Below are 18,121 nucleotides of genomic sequence, written 5' to 3'. Positions count from 1 at the left end.
GCCTGACGCGGAGTAGTCGCCTGACGCGGAGTAGTCGCCTGACGCGGAGTAGTCGCCTGACGCGGAGTAGTCGCCTGACGCGGAGTCGGCCGGCCCGACGCCGAGCGGGGCCGACCGCTCCGGCAGTCGGCCGGTTTTATAAATACACGGGCGGCTACCGGATCGGTATGACAGACACGGAGCCGTCGCCGCCGGTCCGCGAGACCGCCGAGTCGATCGCGACGATGGAGATCCGCGGCGCGGCCACCATCGCCTCCGCGGCCGCCGAGGCGCTCGCGGCACAGGCGGAGGCGGCGGCCGAGGCGGACGCGACCGGGAGCGACCCCGCGGCGTTCCGCGCGTCGATGCGCGCCGCGGCCCGGACGCTCCGCGAGACGCGCCCGACCGCGGTGTCGCTGCCGAACGCCCTCCGGTACGTCCTCCAGCGGATGGAGGGCGACTCGGTCGACGCGCTCCGCCGGAGCGTCGTCGACGCGAGCGAGGCGTTCGTCGACCAGCTCGACCGCGCGCGGGAGGACCTCGGGCAGGTGGGCGCCAACCGGCTCGCGGACGGCGACACGGTGATGACCCACTGCCACTCCACCGACGCCCTGGCGTGTATCGAGGCGGCCGTCGAGCAGGGGAAGTCGATCTCGGCGGTCGTCAAGGAGACGCGCCCGCGCCAGCAGGGCCACATCACCGCCGAACAGCTCCGCGACGCCGGCGTCCCCGTCACGCTCATCGTCGACTCCGCGGCGCGGCGCTACCTCGACGAGGTCGACCACGTCGTCGTCGGCGCCGACTCGATCGCCGCCGACGGCGGCGTGATCAACAAGATCGGCACCTCGGGGCTCGCGGTCAACGCCCGCGAGCGCGGCGTCCCGATCATGACCGCGGCCCAGACGATCAAGCTCCACCCGGAGACGCTGACGGGCCACACCGTCGAGATCGAGATGCGCGACGAAAGCGAGGTGATCGACCCCGAGTCCCGAGAGGAGATCGGCGAGATCTCGGTGGCGAACCCGGCGTTCGACGTGACCCCGCCGCGGTACATGGACGCGATCGTCACCGAACACGGGCAGTTCCCCCCGGAGAGCATCGTGGCGCTGATGCGGGAGCTGTTCGGCGAGGGCGCCGCCGAGCCGTGGGCCGAGCGATGAGCGAGGAAGGCGAGGGCGTCGACGACTGGGACGAGACGGTCGCGGAGTGGGGCCGCGAGGTCGACGAGTGGGAAGGAGATGTCCGCGAGCGTACGGGTGACATCCGCGAGCGCGCGGGCGGCGTCCGCGGGGACGGCGGCGATAGGGCCGGCCCTTCCGCCCGTGACGCCGTTGACGGCGATACCGACGCCGACGACTCTAACCCCGCCGACGACCCAGACCCCGCCGTCGACGCCGACCCCGCCGTCGACAGCGACCCCGCCGTCGACAGCGACCCCGCCGTCGACAGCGACCCCGACCTGCCCCCCGACGACGCCGACCGCGTGCCGAAGGTCGTCGCGGCCGGCCACATCAACTGGGACGTGACGATCCACGTCGACAGCCTCCCGGAGCCGGACGGCGAGACCCGGATCGACCGGCTCGAACAGTCGGGCGGCGGCAGCGCCGCGAACGTCGCGGTCGGACTCGTCGACCTCGGCGGCCAGTCGGTGGTCTACGGCAGCGTCGGCGGCGACGAGTCGGGCGCGCTGGCGCTGCGCGAGCTCGCCAGCGCGGGGGTCGACCCCGGGCAGGTGCTGGTCGACGCCGACGAGCCCACCTCGGTGAAGTACGTCATCGTCGACGGCGGCGGCGAGCTGCTCATGCTCGCGAACGACGGCGCCAACGAGTCGTTCTCGGCGGCGGGGCTCGACCGCGACACGCTCGCGGCCGCCGACCACCTCCACCTCACCGGCCAGCAGCCGGAGACCGCGGCGGCGCTCGCGACCGCGGCCGCGGAGGCGGGCGCGACCCGGAGCTTCGACCCCGGGCGCCGCGTCGCGGACCGCGAGTTCGACGCCGCGCTCCACGCGAGCGACGTGCTCTTCGTAAACGACCGCGAGGCCGACGCGCTCGCGGCGGCGACCGACGTGGACCCGTGGGAGCCCGACGACCGCGTCGTCGCGATCAAGCTCGGCGACGAGGGCGCGACGGTCCGCACCCCGCACGGCAGCGTCTCGCACCCGGGATTCGACGCCGACCCGGTCGACACGACCGGCGCGGGCGACGCCTTCGCGGCCGGGTTCCTCGCGGCCGCGCTGCGGGAGCCGGAGATCACCGGCGACGGGTTCTCGCACGACCCGCGCGACTACCAGGTGCCGATCTTAGTCGGCAACGCCTGCGGCGCGGTCGCGACCGAGTCGGTGACCGCACGCACCGACCTCTCGTGGGACCGCGTCCGCGAGACGATGGGCGAGTCGCCCGAGACGGACCTGCTCATCGAGGTCCGGACCTGACGCGACCGACGCGCCGGCGGTCGCGTCTCCTGCCGCTCGGCGCTACCCCCGGTCCGCCCGGAGCGCGAGCGGGCCGTCGCCGCTCCGGACCGTCCCCGTCTCGCCCCAGCCGTCGGTGACCGAGAGCCGGGCCGCGTCCGGGAGCGGATCGCTCGTGACGCGGAGCAGCGCGGCCGGATAGGTGATCGCCTGGCCGCAGGCCACCTGGTAGTCGCCGGCTCCTCGGACGGCCGCGTCCGCGACGAGGGTCCCGTCCTCGACGCCGATCTCCTCGAACGCGATTTCGTTGTGACAGGTGGTCGGGCCGACCGACTCGACGTAGATGAGCACCGAATCTCCGAAGTCGGTCTCTTCGACGAACGCGGCGGTCTCCGCCGGCGCGTCCCGGAGCAGCTTCGAGGCGTCGCCCTCTCCCGTGATCAGCGCGCAGAGACCGCGGCGCTCCTCGCGGCTCCACGCCGGCCCGGAGAGCGCGGCGCCGACCTGGTGGACCTCGGTCTCGGGGGCCGGGTCGCTCTCGCCGTCGCCGCCGTCGCCACCGTCATCGCCGGCGTCCCCGCTGTCGCCGCCGTTGTTGCCGGCGTCCCCGCTGTCGCCGCCGTTGTTGCCGGCGTCTCCGCTGTCGCCGCCGTCGCCACCGTCATCGCCGGCGCCGCCGTTTCCGCCCGAAACCGGGTCGCCGCCCCCGGTACATCCCGCGAGCACGGCCGCGCCGCCGGCCGCGATGCCGCGGAGGGCGGCCCGTCGGGTGAGATTGGTCACGTCTTCCGGTACGCGGTCGACTGATAAGGGTTTCGCGTACGCTCAAACACCCTTCTGACCCATCGATTCGGGCGATTCGGCGTCACTTCGACGATCCGCGATCGGTCTACGCCGGAGACGCGAACAGCGCGTCGATCTCGTCTCGGTCGAGGTCCGCCGCGAGGCCGAGCGCGAGCGCGACGCGCGCCTTCGCGGCCGGGAGGTCGCCGGCGAACGTCACCCCGTGGTCCGCGAGCGTGACGGCGCCACCGGGGGTCCCGTACACCGGTTCCGTCGGCCCGGCCGGCGGGCGACCGGCGACGACGACCGGCACCGACTCGACCGCCTCCCCGATCGCGTCGCCGAGCGCCCCGGTGACGTTCCCGAGGCCGGTCCCCTCGACCACGATCCCGCCGACGCCCGCCTCGAGCGCGCGCTCGAGTGCGCCTGCGCCGACGCCGGTCCCCGAGTGGATCACCGGGACCTCTGGCACGTCCGCGGCGCCCTCGATCGCGTCCGCGAGCGGGTCGACCGCGACGCCGCGCTCGGGGGGACGGACGAGCCGCGAGGCGGCGCGGGTGAACGTCGCGACCGGTCCCGCTCCCGGGGAGGTCATCGTCGACAGCGCGTTGCTGTGGCCCTTCACGACGTCGCGGGCGGCGTGGAGTTCGTCGTCGAACGCGACGTGAACCCCGGGCGCGAACCGGTCGTCCGCGGCCGCCCGGACCGCGAGCGCGAGGTTCGCGGGCACGTCGCTGGACGGTTCGTCGAGCCGGCGCTGCGCGCCCGTGACGACGACCGGCGCGTCGAGGTCGGTGAGGACGTCGAGCGCGAACGCGGTGTCCGCGAGGGTGTCCGTCCCGTGGGTGACGACGACGCCGTCGGCCGCCCCGTCCGCGTCGCCGTCGGCGGCGTCCCGGTCGACCGCGTCGCGCGCGGCGTCCGCGGTCGCGAGCACGTCTCTCCACCGAACGTCGAAACCGGGCCGTGAACACGTCTCCCTCGTCGTCACCCGCGCGTGGTCGCCCGCGGCCGGCACCGCCGCCACGAGGTCGTCGCCGGTCTTCTCCGGGGCCGCTCCGTCGTCGCTCGGCTCCGACGCGATGGTGCCGCCGCAGGCGACGACCGTCACGTGCGGGCGGCCGCCGTCGGCGTGCGCGTCGGGACGGTCTCGATCCCCCCTGTCGTCGCGTCTCGGGTCGTCCGGGTCGTCGTATCGGTCGCGGCGATCGGTTTCGGTCATATCCTCCCCTCGCTCCCGACGGACAAATCGGTTGGTGCCGCGGCAGTCGCTCGGCTTCCGGTGGGCGACCCGTCGACGCGCCGGCACCGACCGATCGGTCCCTCTCGGGCGCGTCCGGGGGCGCTCGGTGACGATCGCGAAACAAAAGATTAGAACGCGTTGTGAACAGTTAAAATGTCTCTGCGACGGTTTTAAAATGACCCGATCGGTCGAGAAACGCCGTGAAATTCGTCGAACCCTCGACGGGGTATATGTGGTCCCCCGTCGTACGGGGAAGCGTCCATGTCAATCCCCGCTCCCACCCGACTCGCCTCCGGCGAACGGCTCGCCGGGCTGATGACCGGAACCGTCGAGGCCGCCGCCTTCTGGGCGGCCATCGCCATCCCGGCGACGTACCCCGCCCTGCTGTACTCGGGGCTCGACGGCGGCACCGGGCAGCTGTTCGTCGCCCTCCTGTTCGCGAACGCGCTCGCGCTCGCGCTGGGTCACGACCACAAGCGCTGAGAGTCGACGCCGGACCGCTCGGAGAGAGCCGAGCCGGATCGCCCGTCCGAACGCCGACGCGTCGCGTGGACACCGGCGCTGCCCTCCTCTCGCGGTCGCCCTCCGTCCCCCTGCGGTCGTTCCCTCCACCGCTCTCTCCCCGGCGTACCGCTCTCGAAGCGCTTACCCCCGCCCCGGACCGACTGCGCCCATGAGCGACGAGACCCGCGTCGAGTGGCGCGACTGGGGCCCCGAGGCGTTCGCCGAGGCCGACGAGCGCGACCGCCCGGTGCTGCTCTCGCTGTCGGCCACTTGGTGCGAGGGCTGTCACGAGATGGACGCGATCACCTACGCGGAGCCGCGGATCGCGGCCAACGTCAACGAGGGGTTCGTCCCCGTCCGCGTCGACGTCGACCGCCACCCGCGGGTGCGCGAGCGGTACAACATGGGCGGGTTCCCGACGACCGCCTTCCTGACGCCCGAGGGGACGCTGCTGACGGGCGCGGGCTATCTCGACGTCGACGGGATGCGACAGGTCCTCGAATCGGTCCGGCAGATGTGGGCCGACAAGGGGCGCGAGGCCGGGCGTATCCCGCGTGCGCTCGACGCCGACCTGCCGCCCCGCGGCGAACTGACCGACGAGATAGAGAGCCACTTGGCGGGCCAACTGGAGGCCAAGTACGACGACGACCACGCCGGCTGGGGGACCGACGCGAAGTTCCCGCTGCCTCGCACCGTCGAGTTCGCGCTGAAGCGCGACCGGAACCGCGCGCTCCGGACGCTCGACGCGGTCCGCGACCACCTCGCCGACGACGTCGACGGCGGCTTCTTCCGGTACGCGGGCACGCGCGACTGGGGCGACGTCGCCTACGAGAAGCCGCTCGACACGAACGCCGCGGTGACCCGCGCGTTCGCGAACGCCTTCCTCTACACCGGCGACGAGGCGTACCTCGACCCCGCGCTCGACGCCGTCGGCTTCCTCACCGACGAGCTCTGGACCGGCTACGGCGTCGGCGGCAGCCTCGGGCCCGGACTCGGCCGGGCCTACTACGCCGCGCCCGCCGAGGACCGCGCGGACCTGGACGAACCCCGCCGCGACCTCACCGTGTTCGCCGGCGGCAACGCGCTCGCCGCGGACGCGCTGCTCGCGGTGGCCGCCTACACCGACGACGAGCGCGCCCGCGAGTACGCCGGCCGGATCCTCGACGGCCTCGAACGCGACCTGATCGACGCCGAGAGCGGCGCGGTGACCCACTACCGCGGCAGCGACGAGGCGGGCGAGACCGACCTGCTGGAGGACGCCGCCCGCGTCGTCGGGGCGTACGTCCGCGCGGCCGGCGTGCGCGGCGAGGGGGCCGACGTGGCCCGCGCGGTCGCGGACCGCGCGATCGAACGGCTCCGCGTCGACGGGTCGTTCGTCGACGGGCCGCGCTCCGGGCCGGGGCTGCTCGACCGGTCGTTCCGGCCGCTCGACGCCAACGTGGAGATGGCGACGTCCCTGCTGGACCTGGCGGCGCTCACCGGCGAGGACCGCTACCGCGAGGTCGCGCGGGAGACGGCCGCGGCGTTCGCCGGCGCTACCGAGCGGCTGAGCGTTCAGGTCGCCGGCTACGGGAGCCTCGCCGGTCGCCTCCGGCGCGACACGACCGTCATCGCGGTCGGGACCGAACCCGGGAGCGACCTCCACCGCGCCGCGTGGCGGGTCGCCGACCACGAGAAGGTGATCGCGCCGAACGCCCACGAGACCGACGCGCCCGCGCCGCGGACGGTTCCGGCCGGGACCGCGGTCGTCCTCGCCGGCGACGGCGCCTCCGACCCGGCGGAAACGCCGAACGAGTTGATGGACCGGGTCGCCGACGTGCTGGCCTGACGCGACGGACGCGCGTCGGACCGAGAAACGGCCGGACAGTCGGCGGCAATACTCGGTCCGCCGGATCCGGCCGCCCGTATCGTAAACCGGCGACGCGTTTATACGGGTGCCGGGGCATCCCCGGGTATGGCATCTCTCCGCGATCTGGGGCTCTCCGAGTACGAGGCCCGGGCGTACCGCGCGCTTCTCCGGACCGGACCGACCACGGCGAAGGACCTCTCCCGGGCCAGCGAGGTCCCGATGGGTCGGATCTACGACGTGCTCAACAGCCTAGAGCAGCACAGCCTCGTCCGCAGTCAGGCCGCGAGCCGGCCGAAGAAGTACCTCGCGGTCGAGCCGGACGCCGCGCTCGACCGCCTGCTCGACGAGAAGAAGCGGGAGCTCCGGACGCAGGCCGAGCAGTACGAGTCCGTGGTCGACGACCTGTCGACCGAGCTCGACGCGGGCGAGCCCGTCGACGGGCAGTTCTGGACCGCCGCGGTCGGTGCCGAGGAGGCGACCGACCTCCTCTTAGAGCGGATCGCCGCCGCGGAGCGTCGGGTGGTCGTGGTCGCGGGCGCGCCTGCGACCGGGTTCGACCTCGGGACGATCGGCGAGCGCGTGACCGCCGAACTGGAGTCCGCGCTCGAACGCGGCGTGGAGATCCGAGTGCTGCTGTCGCCGGCGACGGTCGACGAGCTCCCGCGGAGCGTGGGACGCCGGTACACCGCGGAGCTGGCCGACATGGACGGGTTCGAGGTCCGGACGTCGCCGGGCGTCGACGGGACGTTCAACGTGTTCGACGAGATCGAGGTGTGTATCGAGGTGCCGCACCCGCTGTCGGCCGACGAGCCGTTCGCGATGATCGACGTGAAAGACATCGAGTTCGCGACGAGCGTGAAAGACCAGTTCGAGCCGCGCTGGGCGGAGTCGGAGCCGCTGACGTTCGGGTGAAGGATGGCCGGGCGAGAGCGCGACGCGAGCCGCGGCGCCTACCGGCCGAGCTCGTCGCGGAGGTCGCCCAGTTTGACCTCGCGCTCGGCGTGGGCGTTGTGCTGGTGGATCGACTCGTCGTTCGACTGCTTCACGCGGATCACGGCGTCGTCAGAGAGGTGCGGGAACTCCTTGACGGCCCCTTCGGCGAGCGCGCGGACGCAGTCCTCGACGAACTTCGCGTCGGCGTGGGCCTCGTAGGTCATGTGGTCCTCGTCGGGCCGCTTCGCCATGTTGTAGATCCGCGCGCTCATCGAGTCGCGGGCGACGTCGATCACGTCCCGGAGGTCGACGTCGGGGTGGCCGTCGGTCGTGATCGTCAGGGTCGCGTGGCCGCGCTGGGAGTGACCCGGCTGCGGGACGGCGTCGAGGAACTCCTCGGTCGTCTCCTCGTCGACGCCGAGCTGGGCGAGCTTGTCGCGGGCTCGCGACTCGCTCATCCCCTGCGAGCAGGGGCAGACGGTCATGCCGGTGACCTCGGCGCCGATCTCCTCGCGCGTCCCGTCCTCGGTGGCGGTCGCGCTGGCGACGATCGTCGCCGTGCTCTGGGTCTCGATGCCGGACGCCGGCGTGTCCTCGCGGGTGACCAGCTCCGCCGACATCGACACCTCGGCGGTGGTGGTGTAGTCGTGTTTCTCCAGGAGCCGCTCGGCCGCGTCGCCGCAGACGTCCTCGACGCGGTACGCCTCCTCGCGGGTGATGTCCTCGAGGATCTCGTCGACGGTCGCGAGGTTCCGCGACATGTCGATCCCCTTCCGGCCGCTGGGGAGGTCGACGAACACTTCGAACTCCGCCATGAGAACGATGGGACGCTTGTCGCCACGCGCGATCTTGACGAGCTTCTCCACCCCGGTGACGCCGACCTGCGAAAGCCCGACGGTGACGTCGGGCGCGGACGCCTGTACGTCCGGCAGCTGGTGACTCATTACGAACACGTTAGGGAACTCCCGGGATTAGCCCTTTCGGAAGGGGGAGACGCGTCTGGTAGTCGTGCGCGCGACTCGAGCAGGGGCCCGCTCGCGGTGGCGGCGGCCCCGCTTCGCGTTGGCAGCGGGCCCCTCCTCGCGCCCGTCACGACCCGTCGCGTGTGAGTCGCCCACGTCCTTCGGGCCGTAACGCACGATTTATAACGGCGGCAGCGGAACGTAATCCAAGACCATGCCGAGTTCCAATGGGCCGCAGAAGGCGACTCGCGACAAGCTCTCGAACAAACCCCGCAACCGCGGCACCTCCCCGCCGCAGCGAGCGATCCAGGAGTTCGACGAGGGGTCCCAGGTCCACCTCAAGATAGACCCGAGCGTCCCGAAGGGGCGTTTCCACCCGCGCTTCGACGGCCGAACCGGAACCGTCGTCGGCAAGCAGGGGTCGGCGTTCAAAGTCGAGATTCCGGACGGCGGCAAGACGAAGACCCTCATCGTCACCGCCGCCCACATGCGGGCCCAGCAGAACTGAGATGACGATATTCAAGGAAAAACTGGACGAGGAGTACGTCACCACCTCCGAGGCGAAGGAGATCCTCGTGGAGATCGAAGACGAGCGCGCGGCCGACGAGGACCGCGACCTGCGCTACGAGCTGGCCCGCGCGATCGAGCACGTCAATCGGTTCGCGGACCTCGACCCCGACGAGTCCCGCGAGCTCGTCGAGGAGCTCACCGAGCTCGATCAGGTCGACCTGCCGACCGCCGTGAAGATCACCGACCTGCTCCCCGAGGACCGCACGGAGCTCCGCTCGGTGTTCGCACAGGAGCGGTACTCGCTCGACGGCGAGGAGCTCGACGAGATCCTCGACGTCGTCGCGAAGTACGCCTGAGCACGCCCCTCCCGGCCCGGCGGGGCGATTCTCCGACACGTTTTTTCAGATTTCCGCACGTACGTCGACCCGCATGTACCAGACCACCCTCGTTCCGACCGGAGCGGGCGACGCCGCCCTCGACGCCGTCGACGACGCGACCGAGATCACGGCGGCGGACGGAACGGTACACGTCCTCGGCGTCGTCGAGGAGATCCCGATGTACGACCGCTCCGGCAAGCCGGAGAAGTTCGACGACGACGACCCCGAGCGCCGCGAGCGGCTGGAGGCGGCGGTCGACCGGGTCGCGACGGCCGTCGCGGACGCGGGTATCGACAGCGAGACGGCGGTCGAGTCCGGGGTTCCGGCCCACGAGATCGCCGCGTACGCCGACGCCGTCGACGCGGACGCGGTCGTGATGGGCAAGCGCGGCCTCGACGCCGCCGCCGACGACCTGCTCGGCAGCACGACCGAACGCGTCATCCGGACCGCCGACGCGACCGTCGTCTCCGTCCCCGTTTCCGGGTGACCCCGGACGACCGACCGCTCCCGGGCGTCACCGGTCGCGACCCGCCTCGACGACGATCGTCCCGAGGAGGCGGCGCCGTCGCTCCCGGACGTCGGTGTGGTCGTCGAGCGCGCGCCGTGCGGCGGCGGTCCGGTCCGCGAGCCTCCCGAGCGGGTCGTCGGTCCGCGCGTCGAAGAGCCGCCCGTTCAGCGCCACGAACGCCCGGAGCGCCGCGTTCGCGAGGCGGTTTCCCTCCGGAACGAACGCCGCGAGGACGACGGCGTCCGCCAGGTCGCACCACCGGCGCACGACCGCGTACGGGTCGGGGAAAAGCGAGGTGACGAACGTCGCGAGGACGCCGTCCGCGGCCGCCACCGGGGGGCGCTCGGCGTCGGCCTCGACGAGCGAGACGTTCTCCCAGCCGCGCCGCTCGACGAGCCCCGCCGCCCGGTCGAGCATCCGCGGCGAGACGTCGACGCCGACGACGCGACCGCTCGGACCGACGGCGTCGCGGAGCGCGGGGAGGTTCACTCCCGGGCCGCAGCCGAACTCGATGACCGTGTCGCCGGGGTCGAGGGCCAGCGCGTCGACGCAGGCGGCGCGGACGCCGCCGACGGACGCGGTGGCCCGCGCGAACCAGTCGTAGACGCGGGCCCACGCGTCGTAGCCGCGTCGGATCCGGCGCAGCCGACGCGGGTCGGTCGCTCCGAACTCGCCGTCCGCCGCGGGATCGTCGCTCGCCGCGGGATCGTCGCTCGCCGCGGACCCGCTCTCGCCGTCGCCGTCGCGGGTCACGGGTCGGCGTCGACGGCGGCCGGGGGCGTCCTCGGCCACCAGCGCGCGGGTCCGTCGCGCGCGACCGTCGAGTGACACCGCTCGGAGTCCGTACACCCTCGCGGCCGCCGGTAGGCGATCCCCCGCTCCGCGAGGTACGAGACGTAGCCGTCGTCGACGCGGTCCAGCTTCTCGTGGCACACCCACCGCTCGCCGCATCGCCCGGCCGCGAGGTTCCGGTACGGACACGTGAACGTCGTGCGCTCGGCGCCCCCCTCGGAGGCGGTCTCGTCGATCCGCACGCCGACCGTCCGGTACGCCAAGCGGAGCCGGCGGACGACCGCACGCGGCGACGACGCGCCGAGGAAGAGGACGTGCGCGAGCGCGTACCCGAGGTCGTGGAGCAGCCGCTCGCCCCGCGTCAGCGACGCGCGGTCGCCCTCCAGCCGCGACCGGAGGGTGCCGTACCACTCCGCGATCTCGCGGACGTCGTCGCGCAGCGCCGCCGCCTCCGCGAGGCGCTCGCGGCGCTCTTCCAGGGCCGTCGGTCCGTCGGAGAGGCGGAACGACGGCACCGCCTCGACGTGTTCGAGCACCCGCTCGCGGAGGCAGTCGCCGTCGGCGTGCGCCGCGACGCGCCGCCGGAGTTCCGGGTACCAGTTCCGCGTCAGGGCGCCGTACGCGCCGTCGAGCAGGTCGTCGACCCGCGCGACGTCGCCCGCGTCGGTCGGCTCGCCCCGTTCCGGATCGCCCGCTGCGTCGGCCGTCGACCCTCTCTCCGCGTTCGCCTCGGGCGAGGCGCCCGGGAACGCCTCGACGAGTCGAACCAGTTCCGCCGGCTCCGGTTTCGCCATGGTATCACGTCGCACTCGACGCTCTTGAATCCGACCGTCGGCGGTCGCAGCGCGTCCCGCCTCGCCAGCGGTTTTTTCATCGCTCGGAGCGATGAACGATGTATGAACGACGTCGACGACCTCGCCGGCGAAAGCGGAGCCGACGGCGGCGGCCCCACCGCCGTCCTGCTCGACGTGCTGTTGAACGGGCGTCCCGACGACGACCGCCCGCAGTCCCGCAAGTCGCCGGTGGCGTACGGGCTCGGCGCCGACTCGTTCGCGCTGTACGAACTGACGCTCGACGGCGAGCCGGACGTCTCGGTCGGCGACCGTATCGCGCTGGACGGGCCGGCCGTCGGCCGCTACCGCGAGGTGTCGTTCGACGACCTCACTCGAAACGCGGCCGCGGAGGTCGAGTACGCCGCGGAGGCGATCGTCGACGCCGACGAGGAGCGGTTCGTCGACTTCTACAACGAGGCGGGGCCGATCACCCTCCGACTCCACCAGCTGAACCTGCTGCCGGGGATCGGCAAGAAGCTGCGGAATGACCTCCTCGACGAGCGGAAGCGCGGCCCGTTCGAGAGCTTCGACGACGTCGAGGAGCGCATCTCCGGGCTCCACCGCCCGCGGGAGGTGATCCTCGAACGGATCGTCGAGGAGATCCGCGAGCCGGATCTGAAGTACCGGACGTTCGTCGGTCGCGAGGAGTGAACACCGGCTCCTCGGCGCGCGGACCGACGACCGTCGGTTCGCCGCCGCACCGCCCCCGAAACGAGACTTTTACCCGAACACCGCGTGTACCCCGGCTATGACCGACTCATCGACGGGTGAGAACGCCGCGTACGGGGGTCGCGACCCCGACGCGCTCGCGAGGCGGGCGGGCTCGCGCGCCGACCCCGACCGCGACCAGCACTTCCTCGTCGACGACCGGGTCCTCGACCGCATTCCCGGCTACCTCCCTGAGGACGCCGACACCAGTCACCTCCTCGAGATCGGCGGCGGCGCGGGCGCGCTCACGGACCGCCTGCTGGCGACGACGACCGCGGACGCGGCCGCCGACGCGAGCGGAGCGCCCGGTCGCCTGAGCGTGATCGAACGCGACGGCGCCTTCGCCGAGTTCCTCCGCGAAGAGTTCGCGGCCGCGGTCGCCGACGGGCTCCTCGACGTGGTGGAGGGCGACGCGCTCGACGTCGAGATCCCGGATTTCACCGCCTGCGTCGCCAACCTCCCGTACGGGGTCTCCTCGGAGATCGCCTTCCGGCTGCTCCCGGAGCGGAAGCCGCTCGTGTTGATGTTTCAGGCGGAGTTCGCCGACCGGATGGTCGCGTCGGCCGGGGAGTCCGCGTACGGCCGGCTCTCAGTGTCGGCGCAACACTACGCCGACGTCGAGATCGTCGAGCGCGTTCCGAAGGAGGCGTTCGACCCGCAGCCGGCCGTCGAGAGCGCCGTCGTGCGCTGCACGCCTCGCGACCCCGACTACGTCGTCGGCGACGAGGCGTTCTTCCTCCGGTTCGTGAAGGCGCTTTTCACCCAGCGGCGCAAGACGGTGCGGAACGCGGTGCGGAACACGGCGCACATCTCCGGGCTCGACGACCCGGAGGCGGTCGTCGACGCGGCGGACGAGGAGCTGCTGCGTAGTCGCCCCGGCACGCTCGAGCCGGCGGCGTTCGCGGCGCTGGCCGAGCTGGCCCGCGAACGCGGGTCGCCGACGGAGGCGTGACGATGACGGGCTGGGTCGGCCTCGTGACGGATCTTCAACGCGCGCTCGCGGGCAACTTCGAGCGGTTCGCCGCCTCGGTGGGCATCGTCGCCGCGGTGCTGGGGGTGCGGCTCCTCACGCGGCGGCTGCGGCGCGGCGACAGGGAGCTCACCTCGACGCAGCGGCTCCTGCTGTCGGCGGGCGTCGGCGGCGCCACCGCGCTGGGCGCGATCACGCTGATCGCGGTGTGGGACCAGAGCGGCGCCCTCTTCGAGACGGCCCAGTCGGCGCTGAGCGCGAACCAGCTGTCGAACGTCGTCCTCGCCGTGCTCCTCCTGGCGATCGCGTACGCGCTCACCGACTTCCTCGGGGGCGTCATCCGCGAGATCGGCGCCGAGAGCGCGTCGATCTCGCAACACCAGCAGGAGGTCATCCTGCGGATCACGCAGCTGAGCGTCTACACGTCCGCGATACTCGCCGTCGTCGGGCTGTTCACCGACAACGTCGGTAGCCTCCTCGTCGGCGCGGGGTTCCTCGGGATCGTGGTCGGGATGGCGGCGCGGCAGACGCTCGGGGCGATACTGGCCGGCTTCGTGCTGATGTTCTCCCGGCCGTTCGAGGTGGGTGACTGGGTCGAAGTCGGAGACCACGAGGGAACGGTGACCGAGATCTCGATCATGAGCACGCGGCTGCGGTCGTTCGACGGCGAGGTGATCACGATGCCGAACGACACCGTTCGCTCGGGCTCGATCGTCGACCGGTCGCGCCGGAACCGGCTGCGGATCGAGGTCGAGGTCGGCGTCGACTACGACACCGACGTCGAGCGCGCGGCCGCGGTCGTCGAGGAGGCTGTCGCCGGGGTCGACGACGTCGCCGAGATGCCCGAGCCGAACGCCGTGACGAAGCGCTTCGACGACTCGGCGGTCGTGTTGGGGCTCCGCTACTGGATCCGCAACCCCAGCATGCGGAAGCGCTGGCGCACCCAGACCGCCGCGATGAACGCGATGAAGGGGGCGCTCGAGGACGACGGGATCGTCATCCCGTTCCCGCAGCAGACGCTCTCCGCCCGGTCGGAGGGGGCCTCCGGACCGCAGTTGGACGCGTCGGTCGAGGAGCGCGCGGCGACGCGCGGCGGGTCGGAAGGCGCGGACGACGGAGACGCCGGCGCGACCGACGGCGGCCCGGAGGACGACGGCCGATGACCCGCGGCGGGGACGAGCGCGACGCCGGTGACGAGCGCGGCGGCGACCTCGCGGCGCTGCGCGGCGCCGACGACGCGGTCGTCTACCAGCCCGCGGAGGACTCCGGGCTGCTCGCGGAGGCGGCGGTGGCGGAGGCCCACGGCCGCGTGCTGGAGGTCGGCACGGGCTCCGGGTGGGTCGCGGAGCGGATCACCGAGGAGCGCGGCCTCGACGTGGTCGGCAGCGACCGCAACCCGCACGCGGCGCGACAGGCCCGCGAGCGCGGCGTCGAGGCCGTCGTCGCCGACCTCCTCGCGCCGTTCCGCGCGGACGCGTTCGACGCGGTGTGCTTCAACCCGCCGTACCTCCCGACCGACCCCGACAACGAGTGGGGCGACTGGATGGAACACGCGCTCTCGGGCGGCGAGTCGGGCCGCGAACTCATCGAGCCGTTCCTCGACGACGTGGGTCGCGTCCTCGCGCCCGACGGCGTCGTCCTCCTGCTCGTCTCCTCGCTCACCGGCTACGACGAGGTGCTCGACCTGGTCGACGAGGCGGGATTCGCGGCCGAGCCGGTCGTCGAGGAGTCGTTCCCCTTCGAGACGCTCACGGTGCTGGCGCTGCGTCGAGCGTAGCCCCGCCACCGGTGAATTACTCTAGAGAATAATATACATTAGCAAATATTATACGACGGCATATCTAACGGAGGGTAATGACCGAACGTGTCGCGGCGACGCCGGGGCTGTACCCGCTCCCGGACCGGGCGAAAGAGACCCTCTCGGACCTGAAGGGCCACCAGAAGGGCGACCTCCTGGGCGGCGACGAGGGCGAAGCGATCGTCGCGGAGTACGACGAGGTACGCGCCGAGTACGTCGACCACCAGCTGGACGCCGGCCTCGACCTGATCTCCGAGGGGCAGGGCCGCTGGGACGACATGATCGCGCACCCGCTGACCGTCAGCGACGCCGTCGAGACCGGCGGGATCGTCCGGTACTACGACAACAACAACTTCTACCGCGACCCGCGCGTCGTCGACGACCTCGCCTTCTCCGGCGACGTGGCCGACGAACTGGAGAAGGCGACCGATCTGCTCGCGGACGCCGACGGCGCCGCCGACGCCTCGCTCGCGGCGACGCTTCCCGGGCCGTACTCCCTCGCGGAGCTGGCGACCGACGAACACTACCGCGACGAGGCCGAGTTCCAGGCCGCCGTCGCGGAGTTCCTCGCGGGCGAGGTCGCGGCGTTCCCCGACCACGAGACGCTGTTCCTCCTCGAGCCGTCGCTCGTCACGACCCCGCCCGTCGAGGGCGCGGAGGAGCGCGCGACGGACGCGATCGCGACCGTCGCGGCCGAGACGGACGCTGACGTGGTCGTCCAGACGTTCTACGGCGCGCTCGGCGAGAAGCTGTACGCCCACCTCGTCGACGAGGCGGGTGCGGACGCACTCGGGCTCGATCTGGTCGCCGGCGACCGCGACGACACCGTCTACAACGTCCAGGAGTTCGGCGCGACCGACTCGCTGTCGCTCGGGCTCGTCGACGGGCAGAACACGCTCGTCGAGGAGCCGGAGACGGTCGCGGAGCGCGTCGAGTGGTTCGAGTCGCAGATCCCGCTGGAGGGGTTCGACCGGACCTACCTCACGCCCAACACCGAGCTGTTCTACCTGCCGACGAACAAGTATCGCGCGAAGCTGAACGCGCTGGCCGCCGCCGCGGAGGTGCTCGACTGATGGTCCGAAACCCGTCCGCCAACCGCGACCAGTTCCGCCCGGCCGACCACCCGAACGAGACGTTCCTGCTCTCGACGGTCGTCGGCTCGTACCCGAAGCCGAAGTGGCTCAACCGCGCCGACGAGCTCGTCGACGACCCCGATTCGAAGTTCGACGCGTCGGACCTCGAGGAGGCGCACGACGACGCCTGCCGGCTCATCACCCACGAGCACGAGCGCGCCGGCCTCGACACCGTCGTCGACGGCGAGATGCGCCGCAACGAGATGGTGGAGTTCTTCGCCGACCGCATCGACGGCTACGAGTTCAACGGGCCGGTGAAGGTGTGGGGCCACAACTACTTCGACAAGCCGAGCGTGGTCGAGGAGGTCGCGTACGACGAGCCGTGGCTCGTCGACGAGTTCGAGTTCACCGCCGGGGTCGCCGAGCGCCCGGTCAAGGTGCCGATCACGGGGCCGTACACCCTCGGCTTCTGGGCGTTCAACGAGGCGTACCCCTCCACCGAGGAGCTGGTGTACGACCTCGCGGACCTCGTCAACGAGGAGGTCGAGAAGCTGGTCGAGGCGGGCGCGCGCTACATCCAGATCGACGAGCCCGCGCTGGCGACGACGCCCGAGGACCACGCCATCGTCGGGGAGGCGCTCGAACGGATCGCGGCGGGCATCCCCGAGGAGGTCCGGATCGGCCTCCACGTCTGCTACGGCGACTACTCGCGGGTGTATCCCGAGATCAACGACTACCCGATCGACGAGTTCGACCTGGAGCTCTCCAACGGCGACTACGAGCAGATCCCCGTCTTCGAGGAGCCCGAGATCGAACCGGACCTCGCGCTCGGCGTCGTCGACGCCCACACCGCCGAGGTGGAGTCGGTCGAGGAGATCAAACGGAACATCCGCCAGGGCCTCCGCGTCGTCCCGCCGGAGAAGCTCACGATCTCGCCCGACTGCGGGCTGAAGCTGCTCCCGCGCGACGTCGCGTACGGCAAGACCGAGAACATGGTGACCGCGGTCCGCGAGGTCGAGGCCGAGATCGACGCCGGCGAGATCGACCTCGACAATCCGCTCGCGGACGACTGAGTCTCGGGCGACCGACGCCCCGACGCCATTTATTAGAGGTCCCCGCTCCACGGGCCGCCATGGAGATCGGCGTGACGGTCGGCGACGACCTCGACCGGCTCGCGGCGTCGTCGAGGCGGTTCGACTTCTGCGAGCTCGGCGTCGGCGAGCCGACGCTCGTCCCGGGCGATATCGACCCGGAGCGACTCGGTGACGCGCTCGGCGACCGCGACCTGCTCGTCCACCTACCGTACGGCCAGCGGCTGGCGACGTACGTCCCGGAGGTGAACGACGCCATCGTCGACTACCAGCGCCGCCTCCTCCACGCGGCCGGCGACCTCGGCGCCGAGAAGGCGGTCCTCCACGCCACCTCCGCTGACCGCGACGACGTCGAGTTCCGGGAGACCGCGGCCGAGCAGCTCCGGCGGGTCGCGGACGCCGGCCGCGAGGCGGGCGTCGAGGTCGTCGTCGAGAACGTCGGCCACCAGCACGCGGGGCTCCAGCTCTCCGTCCTCGGCGACCTCGCCCGCGAGACCGACACGTCGGTCTGCTTCGACGTGGGCCACGCGTACATGGAGGGCGGCAACGAGGCGATCAAGCGGTTCCTCCGGAGCCACGGCGACCGGGTCTCGCACCTCCACTGTCACGACGTCCGCCGCCGCGGCGACACGCACCTCCCCGTGGGCGCCGGCGAGGTCGACTACGACCTCGTCGAGTCGGAGCTCGCCGGCTTCGACGGGACGGTCGCCCTAGAGGTTTTCACCGACGACGAGACGCTGCTCCGCGACTCCGCGGAGCGCGTCGCCGACCGGCTCGGCGCCTCGTTCTGAAGGC

At 72.2% G+C, this 18,121-nt stretch carries 19 protein-coding genes and 1 pseudogene; 15 read left to right on the top strand and 5 right to left on the bottom strand.

The features are described 5' to 3' along the window. Nucleotides 1-167 precede the first annotated feature (167 nt). A complete protein-coding gene (locus EXE45_RS02450; protein ID WP_137693423.1) occupies nucleotides 168-1,139 on the top strand; it encodes a ribose 1,5-bisphosphate isomerase in 972 nt (323 codons plus the stop codon). Further along, the gene (locus tag EXE45_RS02445) at nucleotides 1,136-2,413 is read left to right on the top strand and encodes a carbohydrate kinase family protein (protein ID WP_137693422.1); all 1,278 of its coding nucleotides are present in this window, start codon (nucleotides 1,136-1,138) and stop codon (nucleotides 2,411-2,413) included. The genes EXE45_RS02450 and EXE45_RS02445 overlap by 4 nt, the downstream gene beginning before the upstream one ends. Before the next feature lie 72 nt (nucleotides 2,414-2,485). Here EXE45_RS02445 and EXE45_RS02440 read toward each other — a convergent pair. Continuing rightward, nucleotides 2,486-3,175: pseudogene (locus EXE45_RS02440) on the bottom strand (hypothetical protein); the annotation flags it as partial. 106 nt (nucleotides 3,176-3,281) lie between these two features. Further along, entirely contained in the window at nucleotides 3,282-4,397 is a 1,116-nt protein-coding gene (locus tag EXE45_RS02435; protein WP_137693420.1) for an asparaginase, read from the bottom strand. A gap of 282 nt (nucleotides 4,398-4,679) precedes the next feature. On the opposite strand from EXE45_RS02435, the gene EXE45_RS02430 reads away from it, so the two are divergent. The 3 genes from EXE45_RS02430 (at nucleotide 4,680) to EXE45_RS02420 (ending at nucleotide 7,683) form a co-directional block, all read left to right on the top strand. Beyond that, on the top strand, nucleotides 4,680-4,901 hold the full coding sequence (locus tag EXE45_RS02430; protein ID WP_092920038.1) for a hypothetical protein: 222 nt from the start codon (nucleotides 4,680-4,682) through the stop codon (nucleotides 4,899-4,901). A gap of 190 nt (nucleotides 4,902-5,091) precedes the next feature. Further along, the gene (locus EXE45_RS02425; protein ID WP_137693419.1) at nucleotides 5,092-6,750 is read left to right on the top strand and encodes a DUF255 domain-containing protein; all 1,659 of its coding nucleotides are present in this window, start codon (nucleotides 5,092-5,094) and stop codon (nucleotides 6,748-6,750) included. Between the two features lie 126 nt (nucleotides 6,751-6,876). Further along, a complete protein-coding gene (locus EXE45_RS02420; protein ID WP_137693418.1) occupies nucleotides 6,877-7,683 on the top strand; it encodes a TrmB family transcriptional regulator in 807 nt (268 codons plus the stop codon). Nucleotides 7,684-7,721: 38 nt separating this feature from the next. Here the strand turns inward: EXE45_RS02420 and mptA are convergent, their stop codons facing one another. Beyond that, the gene (gene mptA, locus EXE45_RS02415; RefSeq protein WP_137693417.1) at nucleotides 7,722-8,648 is read right to left on the bottom strand and encodes a GTP cyclohydrolase MptA; all 927 of its coding nucleotides are present in this window, start codon (nucleotides 8,646-8,648) and stop codon (nucleotides 7,722-7,724) included. A gap of 232 nt (nucleotides 8,649-8,880) precedes the next feature. Here mptA and EXE45_RS02410 point away from each other — a divergent pair, with 232 nt between their 5' ends. The 3 genes from EXE45_RS02410 to EXE45_RS02400 all read left to right on the top strand — a co-directional run bounded on the left by EXE45_RS02410 (nucleotide 8,881) and on the right by EXE45_RS02400 (nucleotide 10,040). Further along, nucleotides 8,881-9,174, top strand: a complete 294-nt coding sequence (locus EXE45_RS02410) for a 50S ribosomal protein L21e (protein ID WP_006112901.1) — start codon at nucleotides 8,881-8,883, stop codon at nucleotides 9,172-9,174. A 1-nt stretch (nucleotide 9,175) separates the two neighbouring features. Further along, a complete protein-coding gene (locus EXE45_RS02405; RefSeq protein WP_092920042.1) occupies nucleotides 9,176-9,532 on the top strand; it encodes an RNA polymerase Rpb4 family protein in 357 nt (118 codons plus the stop codon). Nucleotides 9,533-9,605: 73 nt separating this feature from the next. Then, nucleotides 9,606-10,040: a universal stress protein gene (locus EXE45_RS02400; protein ID WP_092920043.1), complete on the top strand. Its 435-nt coding sequence runs from the start codon at nucleotides 9,606-9,608 to the stop codon at nucleotides 10,038-10,040. A 27-nt stretch (nucleotides 10,041-10,067) separates the two neighbouring features. Here EXE45_RS02400 and EXE45_RS02395 read toward each other — a convergent pair whose 3' ends face one another. Together EXE45_RS02395 and EXE45_RS02390 are read right to left on the bottom strand one after the other, a co-directional pair. Then, nucleotides 10,068-10,853, bottom strand: a complete 786-nt coding sequence (locus EXE45_RS02395) for a class I SAM-dependent methyltransferase (protein ID WP_137693416.1) — start codon at nucleotides 10,851-10,853, stop codon at nucleotides 10,068-10,070. Then, entirely contained in the window at nucleotides 10,811-11,647 is an 837-nt protein-coding gene (locus EXE45_RS02390) for a hypothetical protein (protein WP_092920045.1), read from the bottom strand. Before EXE45_RS02390 ends, EXE45_RS02395 begins: the two co-directional genes overlap by 43 nt. A gap of 102 nt (nucleotides 11,648-11,749) precedes the next feature. Here EXE45_RS02390 and EXE45_RS02385 point away from each other — a divergent pair, with 102 nt between their 5' ends. The 7 genes from EXE45_RS02385 (at nucleotide 11,750) to EXE45_RS02355 (ending at nucleotide 18,117) form a co-directional block, all read left to right on the top strand. Then, nucleotides 11,750-12,337: a DUF655 domain-containing protein gene (locus EXE45_RS02385; protein WP_092920046.1), complete on the top strand. Its 588-nt coding sequence runs from the start codon at nucleotides 11,750-11,752 to the stop codon at nucleotides 12,335-12,337. Between the two features lie 97 nt (nucleotides 12,338-12,434). Next, nucleotides 12,435-13,346: a 16S ribosomal RNA methyltransferase A gene (locus EXE45_RS02380; RefSeq protein WP_092920047.1), complete on the top strand. Its 912-nt coding sequence runs from the start codon at nucleotides 12,435-12,437 to the stop codon at nucleotides 13,344-13,346. Next, nucleotides 13,343-14,527: a mechanosensitive ion channel family protein gene (locus tag EXE45_RS02375; RefSeq protein ID WP_394327270.1), complete on the top strand. Its 1,185-nt coding sequence runs from the start codon at nucleotides 13,343-13,345 to the stop codon at nucleotides 14,525-14,527. Before EXE45_RS02380 ends, EXE45_RS02375 begins: the two co-directional genes overlap by 4 nt. After that, complete coding sequence (locus EXE45_RS02370; RefSeq protein WP_092920049.1) at nucleotides 14,524-15,141, top strand: HemK2/MTQ2 family protein methyltransferase; 618 nt, start codon at nucleotides 14,524-14,526, stop codon at nucleotides 15,139-15,141. The genes EXE45_RS02375 and EXE45_RS02370 overlap by 4 nt, the downstream gene beginning before the upstream one ends. 77 nt (nucleotides 15,142-15,218) lie before the next feature. Further along, nucleotides 15,219-16,235 carry a 5-methyltetrahydropteroyltriglutamate--homocysteine methyltransferase gene (locus tag EXE45_RS02365; RefSeq protein ID WP_137693415.1) on the top strand — a complete coding sequence of 339 codons (1,017 nt, stop codon included), beginning with the start codon at nucleotides 15,219-15,221 and terminating at the stop codon, nucleotides 16,233-16,235. Beyond that, nucleotides 16,235-17,308, top strand: a complete 1,074-nt coding sequence (locus EXE45_RS02360) for a methionine synthase (protein WP_092920051.1) — start codon at nucleotides 16,235-16,237, stop codon at nucleotides 17,306-17,308. Before EXE45_RS02365 ends, EXE45_RS02360 begins: the two co-directional genes overlap by 1 nt. A 59-nt stretch (nucleotides 17,309-17,367) precedes the next feature. Next, nucleotides 17,368-18,117, top strand: a complete 750-nt coding sequence (locus tag EXE45_RS02355; protein ID WP_137693414.1) for a sugar phosphate isomerase/epimerase — start codon at nucleotides 17,368-17,370, stop codon at nucleotides 18,115-18,117. Nucleotides 18,118-18,121: the final 4 nt, after the last annotated feature.

Source organism: Halorubrum sp. SP9 (genome assembly GCF_005435015.1).
In the GTDB taxonomy this organism is placed as follows: Archaea; Halobacteriota; Halobacteria; order Halobacteriales; family Haloferacaceae; genus Halorubrum; species Halorubrum sodomense.
The sequence above is the reverse complement of the archived record's forward strand: the minus strand, read 5'-3'. Positions and strand labels throughout refer to the sequence as shown.